The organism is Alteribacter keqinensis (assembly GCF_003710255.1).
Lineage (GTDB): Bacteria > Bacillota > Bacilli > Bacillales > Salisediminibacteriaceae > Alteribacter > Alteribacter keqinensis.
In genome coordinates this window covers 1,392,769-1,412,351 of record NZ_RHIB01000001.1, presented here as the reverse complement: position 1 = coordinate 1,412,351, position 19,583 = coordinate 1,392,769, and the positions used below count along the sequence as shown (strand labels likewise).

13 protein-coding genes are annotated in these 19,583 nt (G+C 46.0%); 12 read left to right on the top strand and 1 reads right to left on the bottom strand.

What is annotated here, in order from left to right:
* The first annotated feature begins 316 nt into the window (after positions 1-316).
* The 3 genes from EBO34_RS06900 (at position 317) to EBO34_RS06890 (ending at position 4,496) form a co-directional block, all read left to right on the top strand.
* Positions 317-2,071: an ABC transporter ATP-binding protein gene (locus tag EBO34_RS06900; RefSeq protein ID WP_122897172.1), complete on the top strand. Its 1,755-nt coding sequence runs from the start codon at positions 317-319 to the stop codon at positions 2,069-2,071.
* Between the two features lie 65 nt (positions 2,072-2,136).
* Complete coding sequence (locus EBO34_RS06895) at positions 2,137-3,963, top strand: ABC transporter ATP-binding protein (RefSeq protein WP_122897171.1); 1,827 nt, start codon at positions 2,137-2,139, stop codon at positions 3,961-3,963.
* Between the two features lie 110 nt (positions 3,964-4,073).
* On the top strand, positions 4,074-4,496 hold the full coding sequence (locus tag EBO34_RS06890; RefSeq protein WP_122897170.1) for an NUDIX hydrolase: 423 nt from the start codon (positions 4,074-4,076) through the stop codon (positions 4,494-4,496).
* Positions 4,497-4,865: 369 nt separating this feature from the next.
* Here EBO34_RS06890 and EBO34_RS06885 read toward each other — a convergent pair whose 3' ends face one another.
* Entirely contained in the window at positions 4,866-6,575 is a 1,710-nt protein-coding gene (locus tag EBO34_RS06885) for an Rqc2 family fibronectin-binding protein (protein WP_183163742.1), read from the bottom strand.
* Between the two features lie 269 nt (positions 6,576-6,844).
* On the opposite strand from EBO34_RS06885, the gene EBO34_RS06880 reads away from it, so the two are divergent.
* From EBO34_RS06880 to rsmB, 9 genes are all read left to right on the top strand, one after another.
* Positions 6,845-9,565 (top strand): cation-translocating P-type ATPase, encoded by a 2,721-nt coding sequence (locus EBO34_RS06880; protein WP_122897169.1) that lies wholly within the window; start codon positions 6,845-6,847, stop codon positions 9,563-9,565.
* A 217-nt stretch (positions 9,566-9,782) separates the two neighbouring features.
* The gene (locus EBO34_RS06875) at positions 9,783-10,667 is read left to right on the top strand and encodes a YicC/YloC family endoribonuclease (RefSeq protein WP_122897168.1); all 885 of its coding nucleotides are present in this window, start codon (positions 9,783-9,785) and stop codon (positions 10,665-10,667) included.
* Between the two features lie 159 nt (positions 10,668-10,826).
* Positions 10,827-11,090, top strand: a complete 264-nt coding sequence (remA, locus tag EBO34_RS06870; protein WP_122897167.1) for an extracellular matrix/biofilm regulator RemA — start codon at positions 10,827-10,829, stop codon at positions 11,088-11,090.
* 205 nt (positions 11,091-11,295) lie between these two features.
* The gene (gmk, locus tag EBO34_RS06865) at positions 11,296-11,910 is read left to right on the top strand and encodes a guanylate kinase (RefSeq protein ID WP_122897166.1); all 615 of its coding nucleotides are present in this window, start codon (positions 11,296-11,298) and stop codon (positions 11,908-11,910) included.
* The gene (rpoZ, locus tag EBO34_RS06860; RefSeq protein WP_122897165.1) at positions 11,911-12,132 is read left to right on the top strand and encodes a DNA-directed RNA polymerase subunit omega; all 222 of its coding nucleotides are present in this window, start codon (positions 11,911-11,913) and stop codon (positions 12,130-12,132) included.
* A 920-nt stretch (positions 12,133-13,052) separates the two neighbouring features.
* Positions 13,053-14,267 carry a bifunctional phosphopantothenoylcysteine decarboxylase/phosphopantothenate--cysteine ligase CoaBC gene (gene coaBC, locus EBO34_RS06850; protein ID WP_122897163.1) on the top strand — a complete coding sequence of 405 codons (1,215 nt, stop codon included), beginning with the start codon at positions 13,053-13,055 and terminating at the stop codon, positions 14,265-14,267.
* Positions 14,264-16,681, top strand: coding sequence for a primosomal protein N' (gene priA, locus EBO34_RS06845; RefSeq protein ID WP_122897162.1), 2,418 nt, complete (start codon positions 14,264-14,266; stop codon positions 16,679-16,681). The genes coaBC and priA overlap by 4 nt, the downstream gene beginning before the upstream one ends.
* 535 nt (positions 16,682-17,216) lie before the next feature.
* On the top strand, positions 17,217-18,170 hold the full coding sequence (gene fmt / locus EBO34_RS06840) for a methionyl-tRNA formyltransferase (RefSeq protein ID WP_122897161.1): 954 nt from the start codon (positions 17,217-17,219) through the stop codon (positions 18,168-18,170).
* A complete protein-coding gene (gene rsmB / locus EBO34_RS06835) occupies positions 18,163-19,509 on the top strand; it encodes a 16S rRNA (cytosine(967)-C(5))-methyltransferase RsmB (protein WP_122897160.1) in 1,347 nt (448 codons plus the stop codon). The genes fmt and rsmB overlap by 8 nt, the downstream gene beginning before the upstream one ends.
* Positions 19,510-19,583: the final 74 nt, after the last annotated feature.

The window sequence follows — 19,583 nt, the reverse complement described above, 5'->3', positions numbered from 1 at the left end:
CATGAATAAGCTTAGAGTTGCTTCGACGCATATTCTTCAGAGCATAGCTGGCAGAGGAAGAAGCATACCGATGAGGCTCCTGAACCGCCCGTGGAAAGTGCAATGAGCGGAAATTAACATCCGAAGCTAACAAAACAATCAGAAAAAATCGTAAACCTGATAAAAACGAAGGAAATAAGAGTAAACAACAGTAAAGGTTAGGAAAACGCCTTTAATCACCTATTATCCCGTCTCGCTATTTATTTCGGAAGTCGATATATTGATAATGTTACGTTTTTTTAATAATTCAGAATTAACGTTCAGGAGGTGACGAACGGTGAACACATTTAAACGCTTAAAGGAGTTTTACTGGCCTCATAAAGGATACTTTTTCTGGTCAATTTTGTTTTTGTTACTGGTAACAGGGATAACCGTTGTCTATCCGGTGATTTTAAAGTTTACGATTGATAACGTCATTCTTGAGGGGAATTTTGAGCTCGTTCCGTATGTGGCGATCGGGTTTTTCGTGCTTATGGCTTTAAAAGGACTTTTTACGTATTTTCACCAGTACCTTGGAGACCTTTTCGGGATCAAAGCGGTGTATGAACTGCGGGATGCTTTATATCGAAAGCTGCAATTCTTGCCGTTTCGATATTACGATAACGCCAGAACGGGGGACCTCATGTCAAGGTTAACGGCAGATGTAGAGGGATTTCGTTTCTTTTTGTCTTTCGGGTTCGCGCAGCTCATCAACCTCGTGATGCTTGTAGGGCTGAGTATGGGGATTATGTTCTACTTCAGTCCATCCCTGGCCCTGTTGACGCTAGCATCCATGCCGTTTCTCGCTGTAACCGTTTATCAGTTTGATAAAAAAGTCCATCCGGCATTTACAGATATCAGAAAATCCTTTGCCGGAATGACCACAAAGGTTCAGGAGAACATCAGCGGGATGAACACCGTGAAATCTCTTTCAAAAGAAGACTTTGAAATGGGGCGCTTTGACAGCAAAAATAATGATTACAAAGACAAATATGTGTACACGGCAAACATATGGGCAAAATACTTTCCGTTAATGGAGCTGATCGGTCAAATCAGTGTCGTTGTTCTTCTGGGTTACGGGGGCTTTCTCGTCATAAACGGAGCGATTCAGCCTGGTGTACTTGTTGCCTTTTTCAGTTTGATCTGGTACATCATCGGACCACTCATGAACTTAGGGTTTATCGTCAACACGTTCAGTCAGTCAAAAGCTTCAGGGGAGCGCCTTCTGCAGGTGCTTGACGAAGACGAAGACATTTTAGATAAGCCCGGTGCCATCACAGTGGACCGGCTCAATGGAAATGTGAGCTTTGAAAACGTCAGCCACCGTTACGATGAAGAAGAGGAGCTCGCACTGAAAGACATTACGTTCTTTGCCGAGTCAGGTAAAACGATCGGCTTAATCGGGGCGACCGGATCGGGGAAAACATCAATCACCCAGCTTATCTCCCGCTTTTACGAGCCGGACCGGGGGAAGATTGAAATTGACGGGAAAACCATTGACAGCTTCACGATCAAGTCACTGAGAAAGAATATCGGAGTTGTTCTTCAGGAATCGTTCCTGTTTTCAAGTTCGATTAAAGACAATATTTCCTATGGTCTTCCGGATGCTGCAATGGAAGACATTGAAGACGCAGCGAAAAGAGCTCAGGCACACGATTTTATTATGGAACTGCCTGATGGCTACGATACGGTACTGGGCGAGCGCGGGATGGGCCTTTCCGGGGGACAAAAACAGCGGATTGCCATTGCACGTGCCATTTGTATTGACCCGTCAATCCTCATCCTGGATGATGCTACAAGTGCCGTTGATATGGAGACAGAATCGAAAATTCAGGCTGCCTTCCGTGAAGTAATGAAGGGAAGAACGACGTTTATTATTGCTCACCGTATTTCATCTCTCATGCACGCAGATGAAATTCTTGTACTGGACGATGGCACAGTGGCAGAACGAGGAACCCATGACGAGCTTCTCACAATTGAAAACGGACACTACCGCCGAATTTATGATATTCAATTTAAAGACCGCCACGCGGTGCTTCAGGAAGCCAAATGAGGCCACTGAAAAAGTTAAAAACCAAACTTTTTCAGTGCCTTCCCAAATAATCAGGAGGTGATCATATGGCAAACCAACAAGAGTCCGAAAGCCGGACGTTAAAACGATTTCATTATTCCACGGACCAGGCGATCGAAAAGCCCTTTAACTGGCTTCAGATGAGCAGGCTCCTCGGATATATGAAGCCTTATTCCACAACGCTGTTACCTGTCGCTATTATCGCCATGATCGTCTCTACGACGGTAAGGCTCGTTGCACCTTTACTTATCGGTTCGTACGCTTTGGATAACATCATCCAGGAGGGTGACCTCAACTACCTGTGGCTGATGGTGGCGATTATTGCCGGCCTTTACATTCTTTCGTGGGCAGGGAATTTCTTTCGAATCCGCTACATGAATAAACTTGGGCAGTATGTGATTTTTGATTTGAGAAAAAGTCTGTTTGACCATATCCAGCGATTGTCCCACCGCTTTTTTGATCAGCGGTCGGCTGGGTCCATCCTTGTAAGGATAACAAACGACGTCAACTCACTGCAGGAACTCTTTACAAACGGGGTTATCAACCTGCTGATGGATTTAATTATGCTGATCGGAATTATTGTGCTTCTGTTTATGATCAGTCCTGAGCTGACAATGGCGATCATGATCATCCTGCCGATTATGTTTTTGATCTCTACCAAGTTAAGACGGAACATTAGAAGGTCCTGGCAGCACGTAAGGATCAAGCAGTCTCATATTAATTCTCATTTGAATGAAAGTATCCAGGGAATCCGGGTCACACAGTCCTATACGCAGGAAACAGAAAACATCGGATTCTTTCACAATATGAACAATGATAACTATGAAGCTTGGCGAAATGCCTCTCAGAAAAACGCTCTGTTCCGTCCCTTCGTAGAAATAAGCGGAGCGATCGGTACCGCCGTTCTTTTATGGTACGGTGTAACGCTCATTCAGACCGGCGCACTTACGATCGGGGAATTTGTATCATTTGCGATTTACATCGGAATGTTCTGGGATCCGATTTCAAGACTCGGTCAGGTTTACAGCCAGCTGTTAATGGGAATGGCGTCGTCTGAACGGATCTTTGAGTTTCTGGACGAACAGCCTAGTGTTCCTGAAAAAGCCGGCGCTAAGAAACTCAATTACATTGGAGGAGACATTCAATTTCATGATGTGGAATTCTCCTATAACAGTGACCGTAAAGCACTGAACAAAATCAACTTGAATATTAACAGCGGGGAAACCGTGGCCCTTGTCGGTCACACGGGAAGCGGGAAAACAACAATTGTCAATTTGATCAGCCGCTTTTACGATCCGACCGGAGGGAAAGTGACGATTGATGGTCACGATCTGCGTGATGTAACATTAAACAGCCTTCGTAAAAAAGTGAGTATCGTTTTGCAGGATACGTTTATATTCTCCGGCACCATCATGGAAAACATCCGTTTTGGAAAACCCGATGCCACAGATGAGGAAGTAATCGAAGCGGCAAAAACGGTGGGGGCCGACCGGTTTATCCAGCAGCTGAAAAACGGCTATGAAACAGAAGTGGAAGAGCGGGGGAACGTCCTGTCTGTGGGCGAACGCCAGCTTATCTCCTTTGCCCGGGCACTCCTGGCAGATCCTCAGATCCTTATACTCGATGAAGCAACAGCGTCCATCGATACAGAAACAGAGCAACTGATCCAGCGGGCATTGAAGCGCCTTCTCCACGGGCGTACAGCGATTATGATCGCCCACAGGCTTTCAACGATCAGGGAAGCGGATAACATCATCGTTTTAGAGCAGGGAAATATCCTTGAACAAGGAAACCATGAAGAGTTAATGAATAAAAAAGGCGAGTATTACGATCTGGTAAAAGCACAGTTTAAAGTGTTAAATGATGCAGGTTAATTACTCCAAAGGGCGGTTCACCAGGTGACGTTATACATGGTGAACCGCCCGCTTCTTTTTCATTTTAATAATCAGAAATTAAACAATCGTTTAAAAAGGGATGGTGACGGATGAATAGAGTGGATGTCGTTTACTCACTTATTGTTAACGAAGAACGCACGAAGGTGCTGATGGTGAAAAATAAAAAATACGATAACTGGTCTCTTCCGGGAGGATCTGTTGAAAAAGGGGAAACGCTGAAAGATGCGGCAGTCCGTGAGGCATATGAAGAAACGGGGCTGAACGTTGAGATGGGAGACCTTCTTTCTGTAAACGAAGCATTTATGAAAAACGACGGGAATCATGCTCTGTTTTTTACTTTCGCTGCACATGCTGCAGAAGGTCAGATCGAGATCATTGATAAAGAGACGATTGAAGAAGCAGCCTGGGTGACGTTTCATGAAGCAGATGAACGGATGCCGTATCATCCGAACGGGGTTGAGGTCCTTCTGGAGAGGTCGGTTCCGTATCATTTTGAAGGTATAAAAGGGTAAATGAAAGGCACACCGCATTCAATTCTATCAAAAATAGAAATAATACTATCAGAAATAGAAATAATACTATCAAAAAAACAAATAATACTATCAAAAAGCCAATTAATTCTTCAGGAAGAACCAAACCCCTTCCTGAAGTCCGTTTACTTTTACATCAACTTCTAAATAAGATAAATTTATCCCCGCAGAAGACCGGATCCGGTCACTCTGCGGGGATTTTTGAAATATTAACGGACGGAGGTGAGTATGACCGATAAACTGCCTAAACAGACTGATAAATTGCTAAAACAGACCGATAAACTGCCGAAACAGACCGATCCTCCTAAAATAAGCCGAAAAATCCATTTTAAACTTTAAAATTTATACGAATTACTTCACTCTCAGCTCTCTTACCTGGTCCTCGTCGGGCGTGACAAACAGGGTGGTCTGATTATCGTAAATCACATAACCGGGCTTGGCGCCGCTCGGCTTTTTCACGTGCCGGATCAACGTATAGTCAACGGGCACCTGTCCGGATCTCCGGGCTTTACTGAAGTAAGCTGCAAGGTTGGCCGCTTCGTGAAGCGTTACTTCCGTGAAGTCCTGGCTGCGGATCACCACATGTGAACCCGGAATATCCTTTGTATGGAGCCACGTATCATCCTGACGTGCCAGACGGTTTGTAACGTATTCATTCTGCTTGTTATTTTTACCTACGAGAATGTCCACGCCTTCGCTGGATTTATATTTCTCCGGCTGAGGCTTATCGTTATTTTTCTTTTTCTTACCCACGCGACGCTTCTTAATATAGCCCTCATCGGCCAGTTCCTCCCGGATGTCTTCAAGGTCGGCAGGTGCAGCTGTCTCCACCTGCTGGATAACCTGGTCCAGATAAGCCATTTCCTCTTGTGCTTTTACAATCTGCTCTTTTACTACAGCAACACTGTTTTTCAGCTTATTGTATTTCTTGAAATACTGCTGGGCATTTCCGGACGGGCTTTTCTGGGGATCCAGTGAAATGGTCACTGTCGCCTGATCAGGATGATAGTAATCAATCACTTCAACCTCTTTGTCCCCCTGTGTGATCGCATGCATATGGGCGGTCAGAAGTTCTCCGTACCGCTGGAAGCGGGCAGCCTTCTCTGAATCTTTTAACGTGTTTTCAAGCTTTTTGATCTTTTTTTTGTTTTTGCTGTATTCGTTCCTGAGCATCCGTTCAAGATCGTGAGCCTGCTGCTTTACCCGGTCACGCTGGGCTTTTCCGTAAAAATACCGGTCTAGCATCTCGTGCACCGTATCGAATGTAAGCTTTTCACCTTGAATGTGATCAAGGTCAATTACAGAAAAAGCTTCCTCTTTCTTTCCGGTAACGATTTGAGGTGTATACTTCTTTTCTTTTACAGATGCAAGGAGGGAAGTAAATGCACCCGGCAGCGTATCCGGATTCACAAGGCCTGCCCGGTGAAACATCTCCCGGACAATGAGCGGGCTCAGACCGCTGAACTTTCCGACGAGTTGCTTGTCTATCTTCCCGGACTGGAATTGAATTTTTTTGAGAACCGTCGTTTCATCGGCTTCAAGAGGGTTCAGTTTATCAAGGTGGGGAGGCTCTTTATACTGCTGACCCGGGAGAACGGTCCGGTAAGTGGAAAGAGAAGGGGGAATATGCTTGATGCTGTCAAGGATCATTCCTTCTTCATCATCCACGAGAATAAGATTGCTGTGACGCCCCATAAGCTCAAGCACGAGTTTCTTTTTGGACACGTCACCAAGTTCGTTCCGTCCTTTAATATAAAACGTTACGATCCGCTCAAGTCCGTCCTGTTCAATGCGTTCCACGAGACCGCCTTCGAGATGCTTTCTTAAAAGCATACAGAACATTGGCGGTTCTTTCGGGTTTTCATATTTTTCTTTTGTTAAATGAAAACGGGCGAAACTTGAATTTACTGAAATGAAGAGAGCGTGATTGCGCCCTCTTGCCCGGACTGTAATGACCAGATCCGATTTATACGGCTGGTGGACCTTTGTAATCCGTCCTGAGACCAGCGTTTCATTAAGGCTGTCTGTAACTGCCTTTGTTACTATTCCGTCAAATGCCATTGTTATCACCGCCAAGTTTATTCCACAATCCTTTTAAGTATAGCAAACGATCCGCCTCGTTAGGAAGTCGTTTCAGGTGAAAGTCATGTTTGTGGACAACCGTGAATAAGATTTGTTGTAAAGGTTGTCTCAATGTGCCCGGTGGAAAGTGGGCTGCTTACTTTTATACGCGATGTGATATCAGATGGTACCAATTCAGCGGTTTTTCTTAACGGAACCGCCGCCACGGAGGAAACACATCGCTATCGTAAAAAAGAAGAGGTGGAGTCATGAAGTGGTATGAGATGGAGGTAGAAGAAGTTGAGCGGATGATCAACACAGACGCAGCGAGGGGTCTCGATGACGAGGAAGCCCAGATGAGGCTGAAAAAGCACGGACTGAACAAGCTTGATGACGGAAAGCGGACACCGCTCTTCTTTTTATTCATTTCGCAGTTCAAGGATTTTATGGTACTCGTCCTTCTTGCAGCAACACTTGTGTCTGGTTTGCTTGGAGAGTATATCGATGCCCTCACAATCATGATTATCGTTCTCCTTAACGGTTTTTTAGGTTTTTTCCAGGAGCGAAAAGCAGAGAAATCGCTGGCATCGTTAAAGGCTCTTTCGGCACCGCAGATGAATGTTTTGAGAAACGGGGAGTGGAAGCGGATACCGTCCCATGAAGCGGTCATCGGTGACATTGTTAAAATGACAGCCGGGGACAGAATCGGCGCTGATGTACGAATCCTTCGCAGTGAAAGTATGTACGTGGAGGAGAGCGCTCTGACAGGGGAATCCCTGCCCGTGAGAAAAAGCCGCGAAGCGATCCAATCTTTTGACACTCTTCCCCTGGGCGATCAGGAAAACATGGCGTTTATGGGTACGCTTGTGACTCAGGGCAACGGGGCAGGTGTTGTCATTGCTTCAGGAATGAAAACAGAAATGGGGAAAATCGCCCATTTGCTTAAAACAACGGAATCAATGGAAACCCCGCTCCAGAAACGCCTTGAACAACTGGGCAAGGTTTTAATTGCAGCAGCCCTGCTCCTTACTGGTCTCGTTGTTCTATTTGGAATCATTCAGGGCCACGACGTCTATACCATGTTCCTCGCAGGGGTGTCCCTCGCAGTTGCAGCCATACCAGAAGGGCTGCCGGCCATTGTGACTGTGGCACTTGCTCTTGGAGTTCAGAGGATGATAAAACGAAATGCCATTGTCAGAAAGCTTCCGGCTGTAGAAACACTCGGGTGTGCTACGGTAATCTGTTCGGATAAAACAGGCACACTCACCCAGAACGAAATGACGGTCACCACATTATACAGCGACGGTACTCTCTGGAATGTCACAGGCAGCGGTTTTCAGCCGTTAGGAGACTTCTACCTTGGAGAGAAGAGAATTGATCCGGTAAAAGAAAAGCCGTTATGGCAGCTTTTAACATTCGGGATGCTCTGCAATAACGCTCAACTAAAAGAGACAAAAGACGGTGTTTACGCAGTGGACGGGGACCCGACTGAAGGTGCACTCCTGGCAGCGGCCCGTAAAGCAGGCGTTTCAAAAAGCTCTCTTGAGAAGCTTTATACGGTTGAAAAGGAATTTCCGTTTGACTCGGGCCGGAAAATGATGAGTGTCATTGTAAAAAACAAAGAAACAAACAGCCGCTTCATCGTAACAAAAGGGGCTCCGGATGTTGTCTTGAACCGAACAGGTTTTATCCTGTCGAACGGGAGAAAAGGCAAACTCGACCAAAGCGAACGGGACAGACAGTATACTGTCGTTGAGGAACTTGCCTCTGACGCACTCAGGACAATTGCCATTGCCTACAGGGAATTAAAGCCTGGTGAGAGTGTAGAGACTGAAAGTGATGCGGAAAGAGAGCTCACGTTTATCGGGATCCAGGGCATGATTGACCCTCCAAGAGACGAAGTGTTTAGTGCCGTGGATGAATGTAAAAAAGCTGGAATTAAAACCGTAATGATCACAGGGGACCACGCCCTTACGGCGAAAGCCATCGCCACAAGGCTCGGAATGCTTCCGATCGGAGGTAAAGTCCTTACAGGCGGCGACCTTTCAAAAATGAACGTGGAAGAATTAAGTGCTGTCGTGGATGATGTCTACGTTTTTGCGAGGGTTACACCTGAAGATAAGCTTAAAATTGTAAAGGCGCTGCAGTCCAGAGGTCACATTGTTGCCATGACAGGTGACGGTGTAAACGATGCACCTGCCATTAAAGCCGCAAACATCGGCGTGGCCATGGGAACTACAGGAACAGACGTAGCGAAAGAAGCGTCCTCTCTGATTTTAAGTGACGATAATTTTAAAACGATAAAAGCCGCAATCAAAGAAGGAAGAAACATTTACGATAATATCAGGAAGTTTATCCGGTACATGCTCGCATCCAACGTTGGTGAAATCCTCGTTATGCTGTTTGCCATGATGCTCGGAATGCCGCTGCCTCTTGTGGCTATTCAGATCCTCTGGATTAACCTTGTAACAGACGGCCTGCCGGCGATGGCACTGGGGATGGACCAGCCGGAAGATGATGTGATGAAGCGGAAACCGCGTCCGCCCAATGAAAGCATTTTTGCACGTAAGCTTGGCTGGAAAGTCGTGAGCCGCGGGTTTATGATCGGGGCTGTGACCCTGTTCGCTTTCTGGCAGACGTACCAGTCAAGCGGGGAGAACCTGATGCTTGCCCAGACGGTGGCATTTGCCACACTCGTAATGGCCCAGCTCATTCACGTATTTGACTGCCGCAGTGAACATTCTGTCTTTCACCGAAATCCGTTCGAAAACAAATACCTGGTCGGTGCAGTCATATCATCCATTGTATTAATGCTTGTTGTGCTGTACTACCCGCCGCTCCAGCCTGTTTTCCATACGGTAAGCCTGGGCTTTGAGCACTGGCTCCTCATCCTTGCCTCAGCGTCTGTACCAACCGTTGCCCTTGCAGGATTCCAGCTGTTTAAGCGCAAGGAAACTCTTGGCAAAAGACGCCTGGGTATGGTTAAATAATACTAAAGTACGGTTAGCGCTTCGCGTATTTTCGCGAAGCGCCATTCATTTTCACAAAGACATAAATCGTTAATAAAACTGTATCCGTAAACTATGACGTTTTATGCATTGATACGTTCAGTGCGTTCATTTAAAGCTGCTCATCGTATTGGAGTTCCTTTTCTTACACACGTTAAATATGGTATTCTAGAATAGAAATAGAGTGGATGTGGTAGAAATGATCGTTAGTATGACAGGATATGGCCGGTCAGTGGAGCAGAGTGATTCTTTTCACGTCACAGTAGAGATGAAGAGTGTGAATCATCGGTTCTGTGAAGTGAATGTCCGGATGCCCCGTCAGTTTCTCATGATGGAAGACCGTGTTAAAAAAACCATCGGCAGATTTGTTAAACGGGGAAAAGTGGATGTGTTTATTACCGTAGGGGGAGAAAATTTCATAAAGCGGGATCTGAGTGTAGACTGGAACCTTCTGGAACAGTATGTACATACTTTCGAAAAGATGCAGAAGACTTACAACACTTCAAAGCAGGCATTTCCGTTCAGCCAGATGCTCACCCACGAAGACGTAGTGTCTGTTGATGAAGCCGATGACGTGACAGAGGAGGTTCAGACTCTTTTATACACAGCTGTTGAACGTGCTGCAAAACAGCTTCATGAAATGCGGCAGGCTGAAGGGAAAGAGCTTTACCGTGATTTAACAAACCGCTCGTCATTAATGGGAGAGTGGGCAGCCCAGCTGAAACAATATGCACCAGCAGTACATAAGCGTTATCAGGAGAGGCTGGAAAAGAGAGTAAGTGATTTCCTGGAAGGGAAATTCGAAGCTGATGAAGCAAGAATTCTAACCGAAGTTGCCGTGTTCAGTGATAAATCGGATATCCAGGAGGAGCTTACGAGAATCGACAGCCACCTAAAACAGTTCGATGCCATACTGGAATCGGGCGGGGTTGTGGGCAGGAAGCTTGACTTCCTTGTTCAGGAACTCAACCGTGAATTTAACACGATCGGTTCAAAGGCGAATGATATTCAGATCAGCCAGCGTGTTGTGGAACTGAAATCAGAACTTGAAAAAGTAAGAGAACAGGTCCAGAACATCGAATAGGTTTTTAACAGAACCTATTATATATTGATGGCTATAAACGTCTCATATGTATATTTCCGCAATCCAGGGGCTACGTTACAGATAAAGCGACCTGTACATACATACCCTTCTGGTAGCGGAACATACTTTAAATTTACAGACAGGCAGGGGAATGAAAGCATGGATATTAAATTAATTAATATTGGTTTTGGAAACATCGTCTCAGCAAACCGGATTATTTCCATCGTCAGTCCAGAAAGTGCACCGATTAAACGGATCATTACTGATGCCAGGGATCGAAATATGCTTGTTGATGCTACCTACGGAAGAAGAACAAGAGCTGTAATCATTGCCGACAGTGACCATGTCATTCTGTCTGCTGTACAGCCTGAAACAGTGGCCCAGCGTGTGATCAACAATAAAGATGAAGTCACAGACGAATAGAATAGTATCATAAACAAAATAAACGGAAGCGTCACGCGGCTGATGCCCGCAGTACATGCGTCTCTCTCATTAAGAAGGTGCTTGCGCTTTTGCTTTATTTTTTGTACATTAGTACAAAGGAATGTACGAAACTATGCTGATGCCATCGGTTTAATATCCGGTGGCTTCGTGTTTGTAAGTTTAGATTGGAACTTTGGAGGTTACTATGAAAAAAGACAGAGGATTGCTGATTGTTCTTTCCGGTCCCTCAGGTGTAGGGAAAGGAACGGTATGTGCCGCTCTTAGAAACCATGACACCGATATTCAATATTCCGTTTCCGCAACAACGAGAAACCCCCGCGAGGGCGAAGTTGACGGTGTTAACTACTTCTTTAAACCTAAAGAAGAATTTGAGGCGATGATTAAAAACAATCGGCTTCTTGAGTGGGCAAAGTATGTGGATAATTACTACGGAACCCCTCGTGATTATGTGGAGGAAACGCTGGCACAGGGTAAGGACGTCATCCTGGAGATTGAGGTTCAGGGTGCCCTGCAGGTGCGGGAGTCATTCTCAGAAGGCGTATTTATCTTCCTCATGCCACCAAGTCTGAAGGAACTGAGAAGCCGTCTCCAGGGACGCGGTACAGAAACGAAAGATCTCATCGACAGCCGGATGACGGTAGCTAAAGAAGAGATCGAAATGATGAACAAGTATGATTACGTTGTGGAAAACGACGAAGTGGAACTGGCAGTGGAAAGAATTAAGTCCATCGTTACAGCTGAACATTGCAAAAAAGAACGGCTGATTGAAAAATACAAAGAACTAGCGGAGGTTGAATAAATGCTAAATCCATCAATTGACAACCTGATGAAAAAAATTGACTCAAAATACACACTTGTGACAGTTTCAGCTAAGCGTGCGAGAGAACTTCGTGACAATACGGGCCAGAAATTAAAACTGGCCAAAACCCGTTCTGTAAACCTGGTTGGCAAGGCACTTGAAGAGATTGAAGCTGACAAAGTGCACTTTGAGCGTGAAGAGCTTAAACCGGGAGAAGAATAAACAGCACAAAAGGTGAGCAGGGTATCTCAATAGTCCGAAACAGAGTTGGCACCGTACCGCTGACAGGGCACGAGAAACCTGCCTATACCGGGCAAGAGAGGGCAGCGGCTGCACCATTATTTCAGAAGGTGTCCCAAAAGGTAAACAAACACCTTTTGGGACACCTTTTTTTTGGATTTCCCGCAAAGAAAGTCAAGAAGCCCAAAATGCACCAAGAGTCCAGCGGGAGTGGGAGCCACGGTGAGACCCCGCAGTGCTGAAAAATCAAACACCGTAATTCACACCACCACTTTGGGCCTTTGTTGTCGAAAAAAGTATCACAACCGCTATTAAAAAGCTTAAGGCTTTGTTTTATGAGGTGTAAAAGGCCATTGTGGTATAAAAGAATTGATTGGAGCGAATGCGCGACACTCCTGCGGGAAAAGAGAGTTCCGGGTGAGCCCCCGCAGGCGCAAAACCCTGAGGATCGAGCCGCACGCGAAAAGTGCAATGAGCGGAAATCAACTCCTGACTTTTCTGAGTCAATTTTAAAGAAAATGGACTTTTTCAGTGTCCTCGTGAAACACGCGGAGGCTCACCGGCACCACTGTTGAAGCAAAGAGCATGCAGACTTCAGCAATATTTAGTGTGATAAAGAGAAAATTTAACTATCAGCAGAACATGATATCATTCTTTTTAAAGATTATTTTCACAAACTTATAACAAAGAAGTCATGAAGCCGGAATGCCCCAGACTCCTGCGGGAGTGGAAGCCCTGGTGAGACCCCGCAGTGCGAAGCAAGAGGCTCACCTGCATCCCCGCGGAAAGCGAAGGGCATGCAGGCTTCATCAATATCATTCAACAAGAGTTTAAACCGGCATTATAAATGAAAAAGCATTAAGATAAAGTGAAACAAAGCAAAAAGGACGGGAGGAACTGCTGTGAATGAGAAAAAGAAAGTACTATTATGTGTGACCGGCGGTATTGCTGTATTTAAGGCTGCTGCTCTGACGAGTAAACTATCCCAGCACGGATTTGATGTAAAAGTACTCATGACAAAATCAGCTGCTGAATTTGTAACACCACTGACTTTCCAGGCCCTTTCAAGAAACCCGGTTTACATGGACACCTTCAACGAGAAAGACCCGTCAAAAATTGCCCACATCGACATCGCTGACTGGGCTGATGTAGTAGTCATTGCACCGGCTACAGCAAACGTCATCGGGAAAGTGGCGAACGGGATTGCCGATGATATGGTTACGACAACACTGCTCGCTGTAACAGCACCTGTTATGGTGGCACCTGCTATGAATGTACATATGTATGCCCATCCCGCCGTTACTAAAAACATGGACACCCTGCGCTCATTTGGCTATATATTCATTGAGCCTGGTGAAGGGTTCCTGGCATGCGGGTATGAAGGCAAAGGCCGGATGGAAGAGCCGGAAGTCATCGTAAAGGAAATTGACGCCTTTTTTACCCAGAAGGCGTACCCTGACTGGAAAGGAAAGAATGTTCTTGTTACAGCCGGACCCACTCAGGAAACGATCGATCCGGTCCGTTTTTTCTCCAACCGCTCATCAGGAAAAATGGGCTATGCCATAGCTGAAGAAGCAGCCAGAAGGGGTGCTGTGGTTACGCTTGTGAGCGGGCCATCGTCCCTTTTGTCTCCTGCAGGCGTGGAAACAGTAAGGGTAACGACAGCAGCGGAAATGTATGATGCTGTTCTGTCCCGCTACCCGGACGCTGACCTCGTTGTGAAATCAGCTGCAGTAGCTGATTACCGCCCGAAAGAAACGTTTGATCAAAAGGTGAAGAAATCAAACGATGCCATGTCAATAGAAATGGAACGTACGAAGGATATATTGAACGAATTGGGTGAACGAAAGGAACACCAGGTCCTTGTGGGTTTCGCGGCAGAAAGCGAGCAAGTGGTTCACTATGCAGAAAAAAAGCTTGAAAAGAAAAACCTGGACATGGTTTGTGCCAACTCGATCGTTGAACCGGGATCCGGTTTTCAAAGCGACACGAACAAAATTACCCTCATCCGCCTTAAAGAAGAGCCTGAAACACTTCCGCTACTTAAGAAAAATGAAGTGGCTGAGCGGATCCTGGATGCGGCCGGGAAGCTGATGAAAATGAGAGATCGTACATGATCGCAAGTGTCATTGTGGATGTGGCAAGCAAACAGACGAACAAGGCCTTCGACTATCTTGTCCCGGCCCCGTTTATTCCAACCGTAAAGCCGGGCATGCGTGTAATTGTTCCTTTTGGACCGAGAAAAGTACAGGGGTTTGTACTGGCTGTAAAAGGAGACACCGACGTTGACACGTCGAAGCTGAAAGCAGTGGAGGATCTGGTAGATGTAAAGCCAGCCCTTACGGGGGAGCTCCTTCAGCTTGCTGAATGGCTGACAAATAAAGCGTTATGTCTGCAGGTGATTGCACTGAAGTCTATGCTTCCTGCCGCAATGCGTGCTTCCTATAATAAAAGAATCAGCCTTGCAGAGGGAGTAAATGAACAGGATCTGTCTGAAGAGCTTAAGACCTTTTTCCATAAAAACGGGTCTGTCATGTGGGATGAAGTGAAAAAGAAGTCCGAAACTCTTCTTGGGGCTGTCCAAAAAGAAATCAAATCCGGCCGCCTCTTTGTCGAACCTGTGGTTAAATCCAATGAAACGAAAAAGAAAACCAATGTTGTTCAGCGGGTTCTTTCCACCGCCGAGGCAAATGAGCATGCAGAAGCCCTTGAGAAAAAGGCACCAAAGCAAAGTGAAGTGCTCAGGTTTATGGAAGAAGAACCGATTGCCGTAGCGCGGCTTCTTGAAAAAACCAATGTATCATCCGGAACGGTGAAATCCCTTGTATCAAAAGGATTCCTCACGCAATTCGAGGTAGAGGAGTACCGTGATCCATACGAAGGGCGGGACTTCGGTGTCTCAAAAGCCCTTCCTCTGATGGACCAGCAAAAGACAGCCCTTGAAGCCATCACATCGACCGTTAAAGAGGACAGACACGAAACATTTCTAGTTCACGGCATTACGGGAAGCGGAAAAACAGAAGTGTATCTCCAGGCTATTGATTATGCCTTGAAAAAAGGAAGAGAAGCCATCGTATTGGTTCCGGAGATCAGTCTGACCCCTCAGATGGTTCACCGGTTTAAAGAGCGTTTCGGTTCTGAAGTTGCTGTGTTACACAGTGCCTTATCCAAAGGGGAGAAGTACGATGAATGGCGGAAAATCCGTGACAAGGAAGTGACCGTTGCTGTCGGTGCCCGCTCAGCTATTTTTGCCCCCTTTGAAAACCTGGGAATGATCATCATCGATGAGGAACACGAATCCAGTTACAAACAGGAAGAAGCACCGCGATATCATGCGAGAGACGTAGCGATTGAACGTGGCAAAACATACGGCTGTCCTGTGATACTCGGAAGCGCGACACCGAGTATGGAAAGCTTCGCACGGGCAAAAAAAGGGGTCTATAACCTCATTACGATGGACCGCCGTGTAAACGATGTGAAGCTGCCTCATGTAGACATCGTGGACATGCGTGATGAACTCAAAAGCGGAAACCGGAGTATGTTCTCCGTTAAGCTTCTCGATGCCATGAAAGACCGCCTGGAGAAGCAGGAGCAGATCGTCTTGTTTTTAAACCGCCGAGGGTATTCAACTTTCGTGTTGTGTCGAGACTGTGGATACGTAGCTGAATGCCCCCACTGTGACATTTCCCTGACTTATCACCGGTCGAACCAGACGTGCCAGTGCCATTACTGCGGCTACCAGGTAACGAAACCAAACCGCTGTCCTGAATGTGAAAGTGATCATATCCGGTTTTTCGGTTCAGGAACACAGAAGGTGGAAGAGGAGCTTAAAAAAGTACTTCCGGAAGCAAAGGTTATCCGGATGGATGTAGATACAACAAGGCGAAAAGGCTCCCACGAAAAGCTTCTCACCGCATTTGAAAAAGGGGGAGGAGACATTCTTCTCGGTACACAGATGATTGCCAAAGGACTCGACTTTCCCAACATTACACTTGTGGGTGTCCTCACAGCAGATACGATGCTTCATATTCCTGATTTCAGGGCATCGGAAAAAACATTTCAGCTTTTAACTCAGGTAAGCGGCCGGGCAGGGCGTCATAAAAAGCCCGGGGAAGTGGTTGTCCAGAGTTATACACCGGAGCATTTCAGTATTCAGCTTGTAAAAGAGCACGATTACCTGTCCTTTTTCAATCGGGAAATGTATTTCCGGAAGCAAGGTGAATATCCGCCATACTTTTTTGTGACCCTGATTAATGTAAGTGCGACAGAGCTGACCAAAGTTGTTTCTGTAACTGGAAAAATAGCAGACTACCTTCGTTCAAGCCTGTCGGAAACAACGATTATTCACGGGCCGGCAACCTCCGCGATCCCGCGAATCAAAGATAGATATCGCTATCAATGCATGATAAAATACAAAAATGAACCGAGGATTATCCATGTTTTGCAGGAAATTCTCAAAACATACCAGGCTGAAATGAGCAGAACCGACCTCGCAATTAATATTGATACAAATCCATATATGCTTATGTAAGGCTGCCCCCAAAAGGCCGGTTTTTTAGTGAAATGAGCAAAGCCGCTTCCCTCTCAAAAGAGACCGGCTTGAGCGGGGTTTCACCATCCGGACGAGCAACGTACACAGCCATTAATACAATAACCCTTATTCGTAGCGGGGAATTATACGTTCCTTAACTAAGATAGGTTACCATGAAGATAGAATTAGGAAGGATGCTCTAATTCTTCATTGCAGTCAGCTGCGTTGAACGGAATACGCTCCCTTTCCGCGGACTCGCGCCGAGCCTCCTCAGGGCTTTGCCCTTGCGGGGTCTCGGCTGTCTCGCACTTCCGCAGGAGTCTCGCGTACTCCGTTCAACTGCGCACTATGCATTGTGAAAATCAGAGGAGAAATATAACTCAGACAAAAAAATGCAATACCTATTTTCATGAGCAATGGTGCGAATTTTATTATTATAGAAGTACACCTGCCCCCCTTGGAAAGTGAAGGTTATGCAGGCTTCATCTGCGTTAACTGTGTGCGGGAACAGTCTTAAAGAAAAGGAGCGACATACATAATGAAAATCGTATTTATGGGTACACCGGACTTCTCTGTTCCGGTTCTTAAAATGTTAATAGAAGAAGGGTATGACGTAGCAGCAGTTGTTACTCAGCCCGACCGTCCAAAAGGGAGAAAGCGGGAACTTACACCTCCTCCTGTTAAAACAGAAGCGATAAAGCACGGCCTTCCAGTCATTCAGCCTGAAAAAATAAGAGTTGAAGAAGAATGGAAGAAAATCAACGACCTGGCACCTGATCTGATTGTCACAGCTGCATTCGGCCAGATTCTGCCTCAGGGGCTTCTTGATGTTCCGCCTATGGGCTGTGTGAATGTTCATGCCTCCCTTCTTCCTAAATACAGAGGAGGCGCCCCGATTCATCAGGCCATCATCGACGGTGAAAAGGAAACCGGCATATCAATTATGTACATGGTAGAAGCCCTCGACGCCGGCGATGTTCTCTCCCGGCGGGCGATTCCAATTAAAAAAGATGACCATACAGGGTCAATGTTTGAGAAGCTGAGCACTCTTGGTGCAGCGCTTCTGAAAGAAACCCTTCCTGAAATCGAGAAAGGATCCATTCAGGCTCAGCCACAGGATGAGGCGTTTGTAACGTACGCTCCCAATATTACAAAGGAAATGGAGCGCATCGACTGGGAAGCACCTGCCGAGAACATTTATAACCTTGTTAGAGGGTTGCATCCGTGGCCGGTTGCCTATACGACGCTGGAAGGCAGCCGTTTGAAAGTATGGTGGACCGAGCTTTTGGATAAGGTGTTTGATGAGAAGCCCGGTACGATCGTTCATGTGGACGAGTCTGGTGTAACCGTTGTGGCAGGAGATCAAAAAGGTGTTAAACTGACTGATCTTCAGCCTTCCGGCAAAAAGCGTATGGACGCAAAAACGTTCTACCACGGTGCAGGAAACAAACTTGAGACAGGGATTGTTTTAGGAGGAAACCATGAGTAAAGGAAATGTAAGGGAAGCAGCTCTCGACGTGCTTTTAAAGGTGGAAAAGAACCAGGCATACAGCCACCTCCTGCTAAATGACACAATTAATAAAAACCAGCTCAGTCCTAAGGATACAGGGCTTTTTACGGAGCTCGTTTATGGAACGATACAGCATAAAAAGAAGCTTGATTTCTATATAAGTCCGTTTGTGAAAAAACCGCTCTCAAAGCTTGATGACTGGGTGAGAATCCTCCTTGAGCTTACCGTCTACCAGACTGTCTTTCTAGACCGTATTCCAGAGCGTGCGGCTTTTTTTGAAGCTGTACAGATTGCAAAAAAGCGCGGTCATAAAGGCATCTCCGGTATGGTAAACGGGGTGCTCAGATCGATGCAGCGGGAAGGGATTCCTGATCCTAAAGAAATCAAGGACCCGATTGTTCGCCTGTCTGTAGAGACGAGCCACCCAGAATGGCTTGTCGAGCGCTGGACAGATCAGTATGGATTTGAAAAGACGAAGGATATTTGTGAGGCAAACCTCATACATCCGAAACAGACGGCGAGAGTCAACGGTACGAAAGCAACGGTTGAAGAGGTATTTAAAATGCTGGAAGAAGACGGTGTTGAGGCGGAAAAAAGCACTGTCGTCCCGGAAGCATTTACAGCTGTTAAAGGGGTTTTATCAAAAACCCGTGCTTTCAAAGAAGGTTATATTGCGATACAGGATGAAAGTTCCATGCTTGTGGCTCATGCGCTGGGAGCTGTGGAAGGGGAAAGGGTTTTAGATGCCTGTGCTGCCCCCGGAGGCAAAAGTACTCACATTGCCGAAACGATGAACGGCAAAGGGGAAGTGGAAAGTCTCGACATTCACAAACATAAAGTATCTCTCATTGAAGAACAGGCAGGACGTCTGGATCTTAACAACATCAAAGCAAGAGTAATGGATGCCAGAGAGGCAAAAGACCATTTTGAACATGAGAGTTTTGACCGTATTCTGGTGGATGCACCGTGTTCCGGTCTAGGTGTCATTAAACGAAAACCGGATTTAAAGTGGACGAAAACACAGGAAGATGTGAAGAGACTTGCTTCAATTCAGGCTGATATTCTAAGAAATGTCTGGCCATTGTTAAAGCAGGGAGGCACGCTTGTTTACAGTACCTGTACCATCGATCGTGAAGAAAATGACAACGTCATAGAAGATTTCCTGAAAGGGGAGTCTTATGCCAATGGGGATCACAACCTCTATTCCCGACTGCCGGAGAATGTCCAAAAGCAAATGACTGAAAAGGATAAAGTTCAGATTTTCCCGGGGGATTTTGATACAGACGGCTTTTTTATCAGTGCCATTACGAAAGGTTAACATAATACAATTTCCTTTTTCCAAAAGGAGAAAACATGGTTTTTATCGAACTAATACACGTTGACAGTGAAGAA

Excerpts from the sequence above, each read along its gene's own strand:
- rpoZ (WP_122897165.1), top strand. The coding sequence starts at position 11,911 with ATGCTAAATCCATCAATTGACAACCTGATGAAAAAAATTGACTCAAAA.
- EBO34_RS06895 (WP_122897171.1), top strand. The coding sequence starts at position 2,137 with ATGGCAAACCAACAAGAGTCCGAAAGCCGGACGTTAAAACGATTTCAT.
- remA (WP_122897167.1), top strand. The coding sequence starts at position 10,827 with ATGGATATTAAATTAATTAATATTGGTTTTGGAAACATCGTCTCAGCA.
- EBO34_RS06885 (WP_183163742.1), bottom strand. The coding sequence starts at position 6,575 with ATGGCATTTGACGGAATAGTAACAAAGGCAGTTACAGACAGCCTTAAT.
- rsmB (WP_122897160.1), top strand. The coding sequence starts at position 18,163 with ATGAGTAAAGGAAATGTAAGGGAAGCAGCTCTCGACGTGCTTTTAAAG.
- EBO34_RS06880 (WP_122897169.1), top strand. The coding sequence starts at position 6,845 with ATGAAGTGGTATGAGATGGAGGTAGAAGAAGTTGAGCGGATGATCAAC.
- priA (WP_122897162.1), top strand. The coding sequence starts at position 14,264 with ATGATCGCAAGTGTCATTGTGGATGTGGCAAGCAAACAGACGAACAAG.
- EBO34_RS06875 (WP_122897168.1), top strand. The coding sequence starts at position 9,783 with ATGATCGTTAGTATGACAGGATATGGCCGGTCAGTGGAGCAGAGTGAT.
- gmk (WP_122897166.1), top strand. The coding sequence starts at position 11,296 with ATGAAAAAAGACAGAGGATTGCTGATTGTTCTTTCCGGTCCCTCAGGT.
- EBO34_RS06890 (WP_122897170.1), top strand. The coding sequence starts at position 4,074 with ATGAATAGAGTGGATGTCGTTTACTCACTTATTGTTAACGAAGAACGC.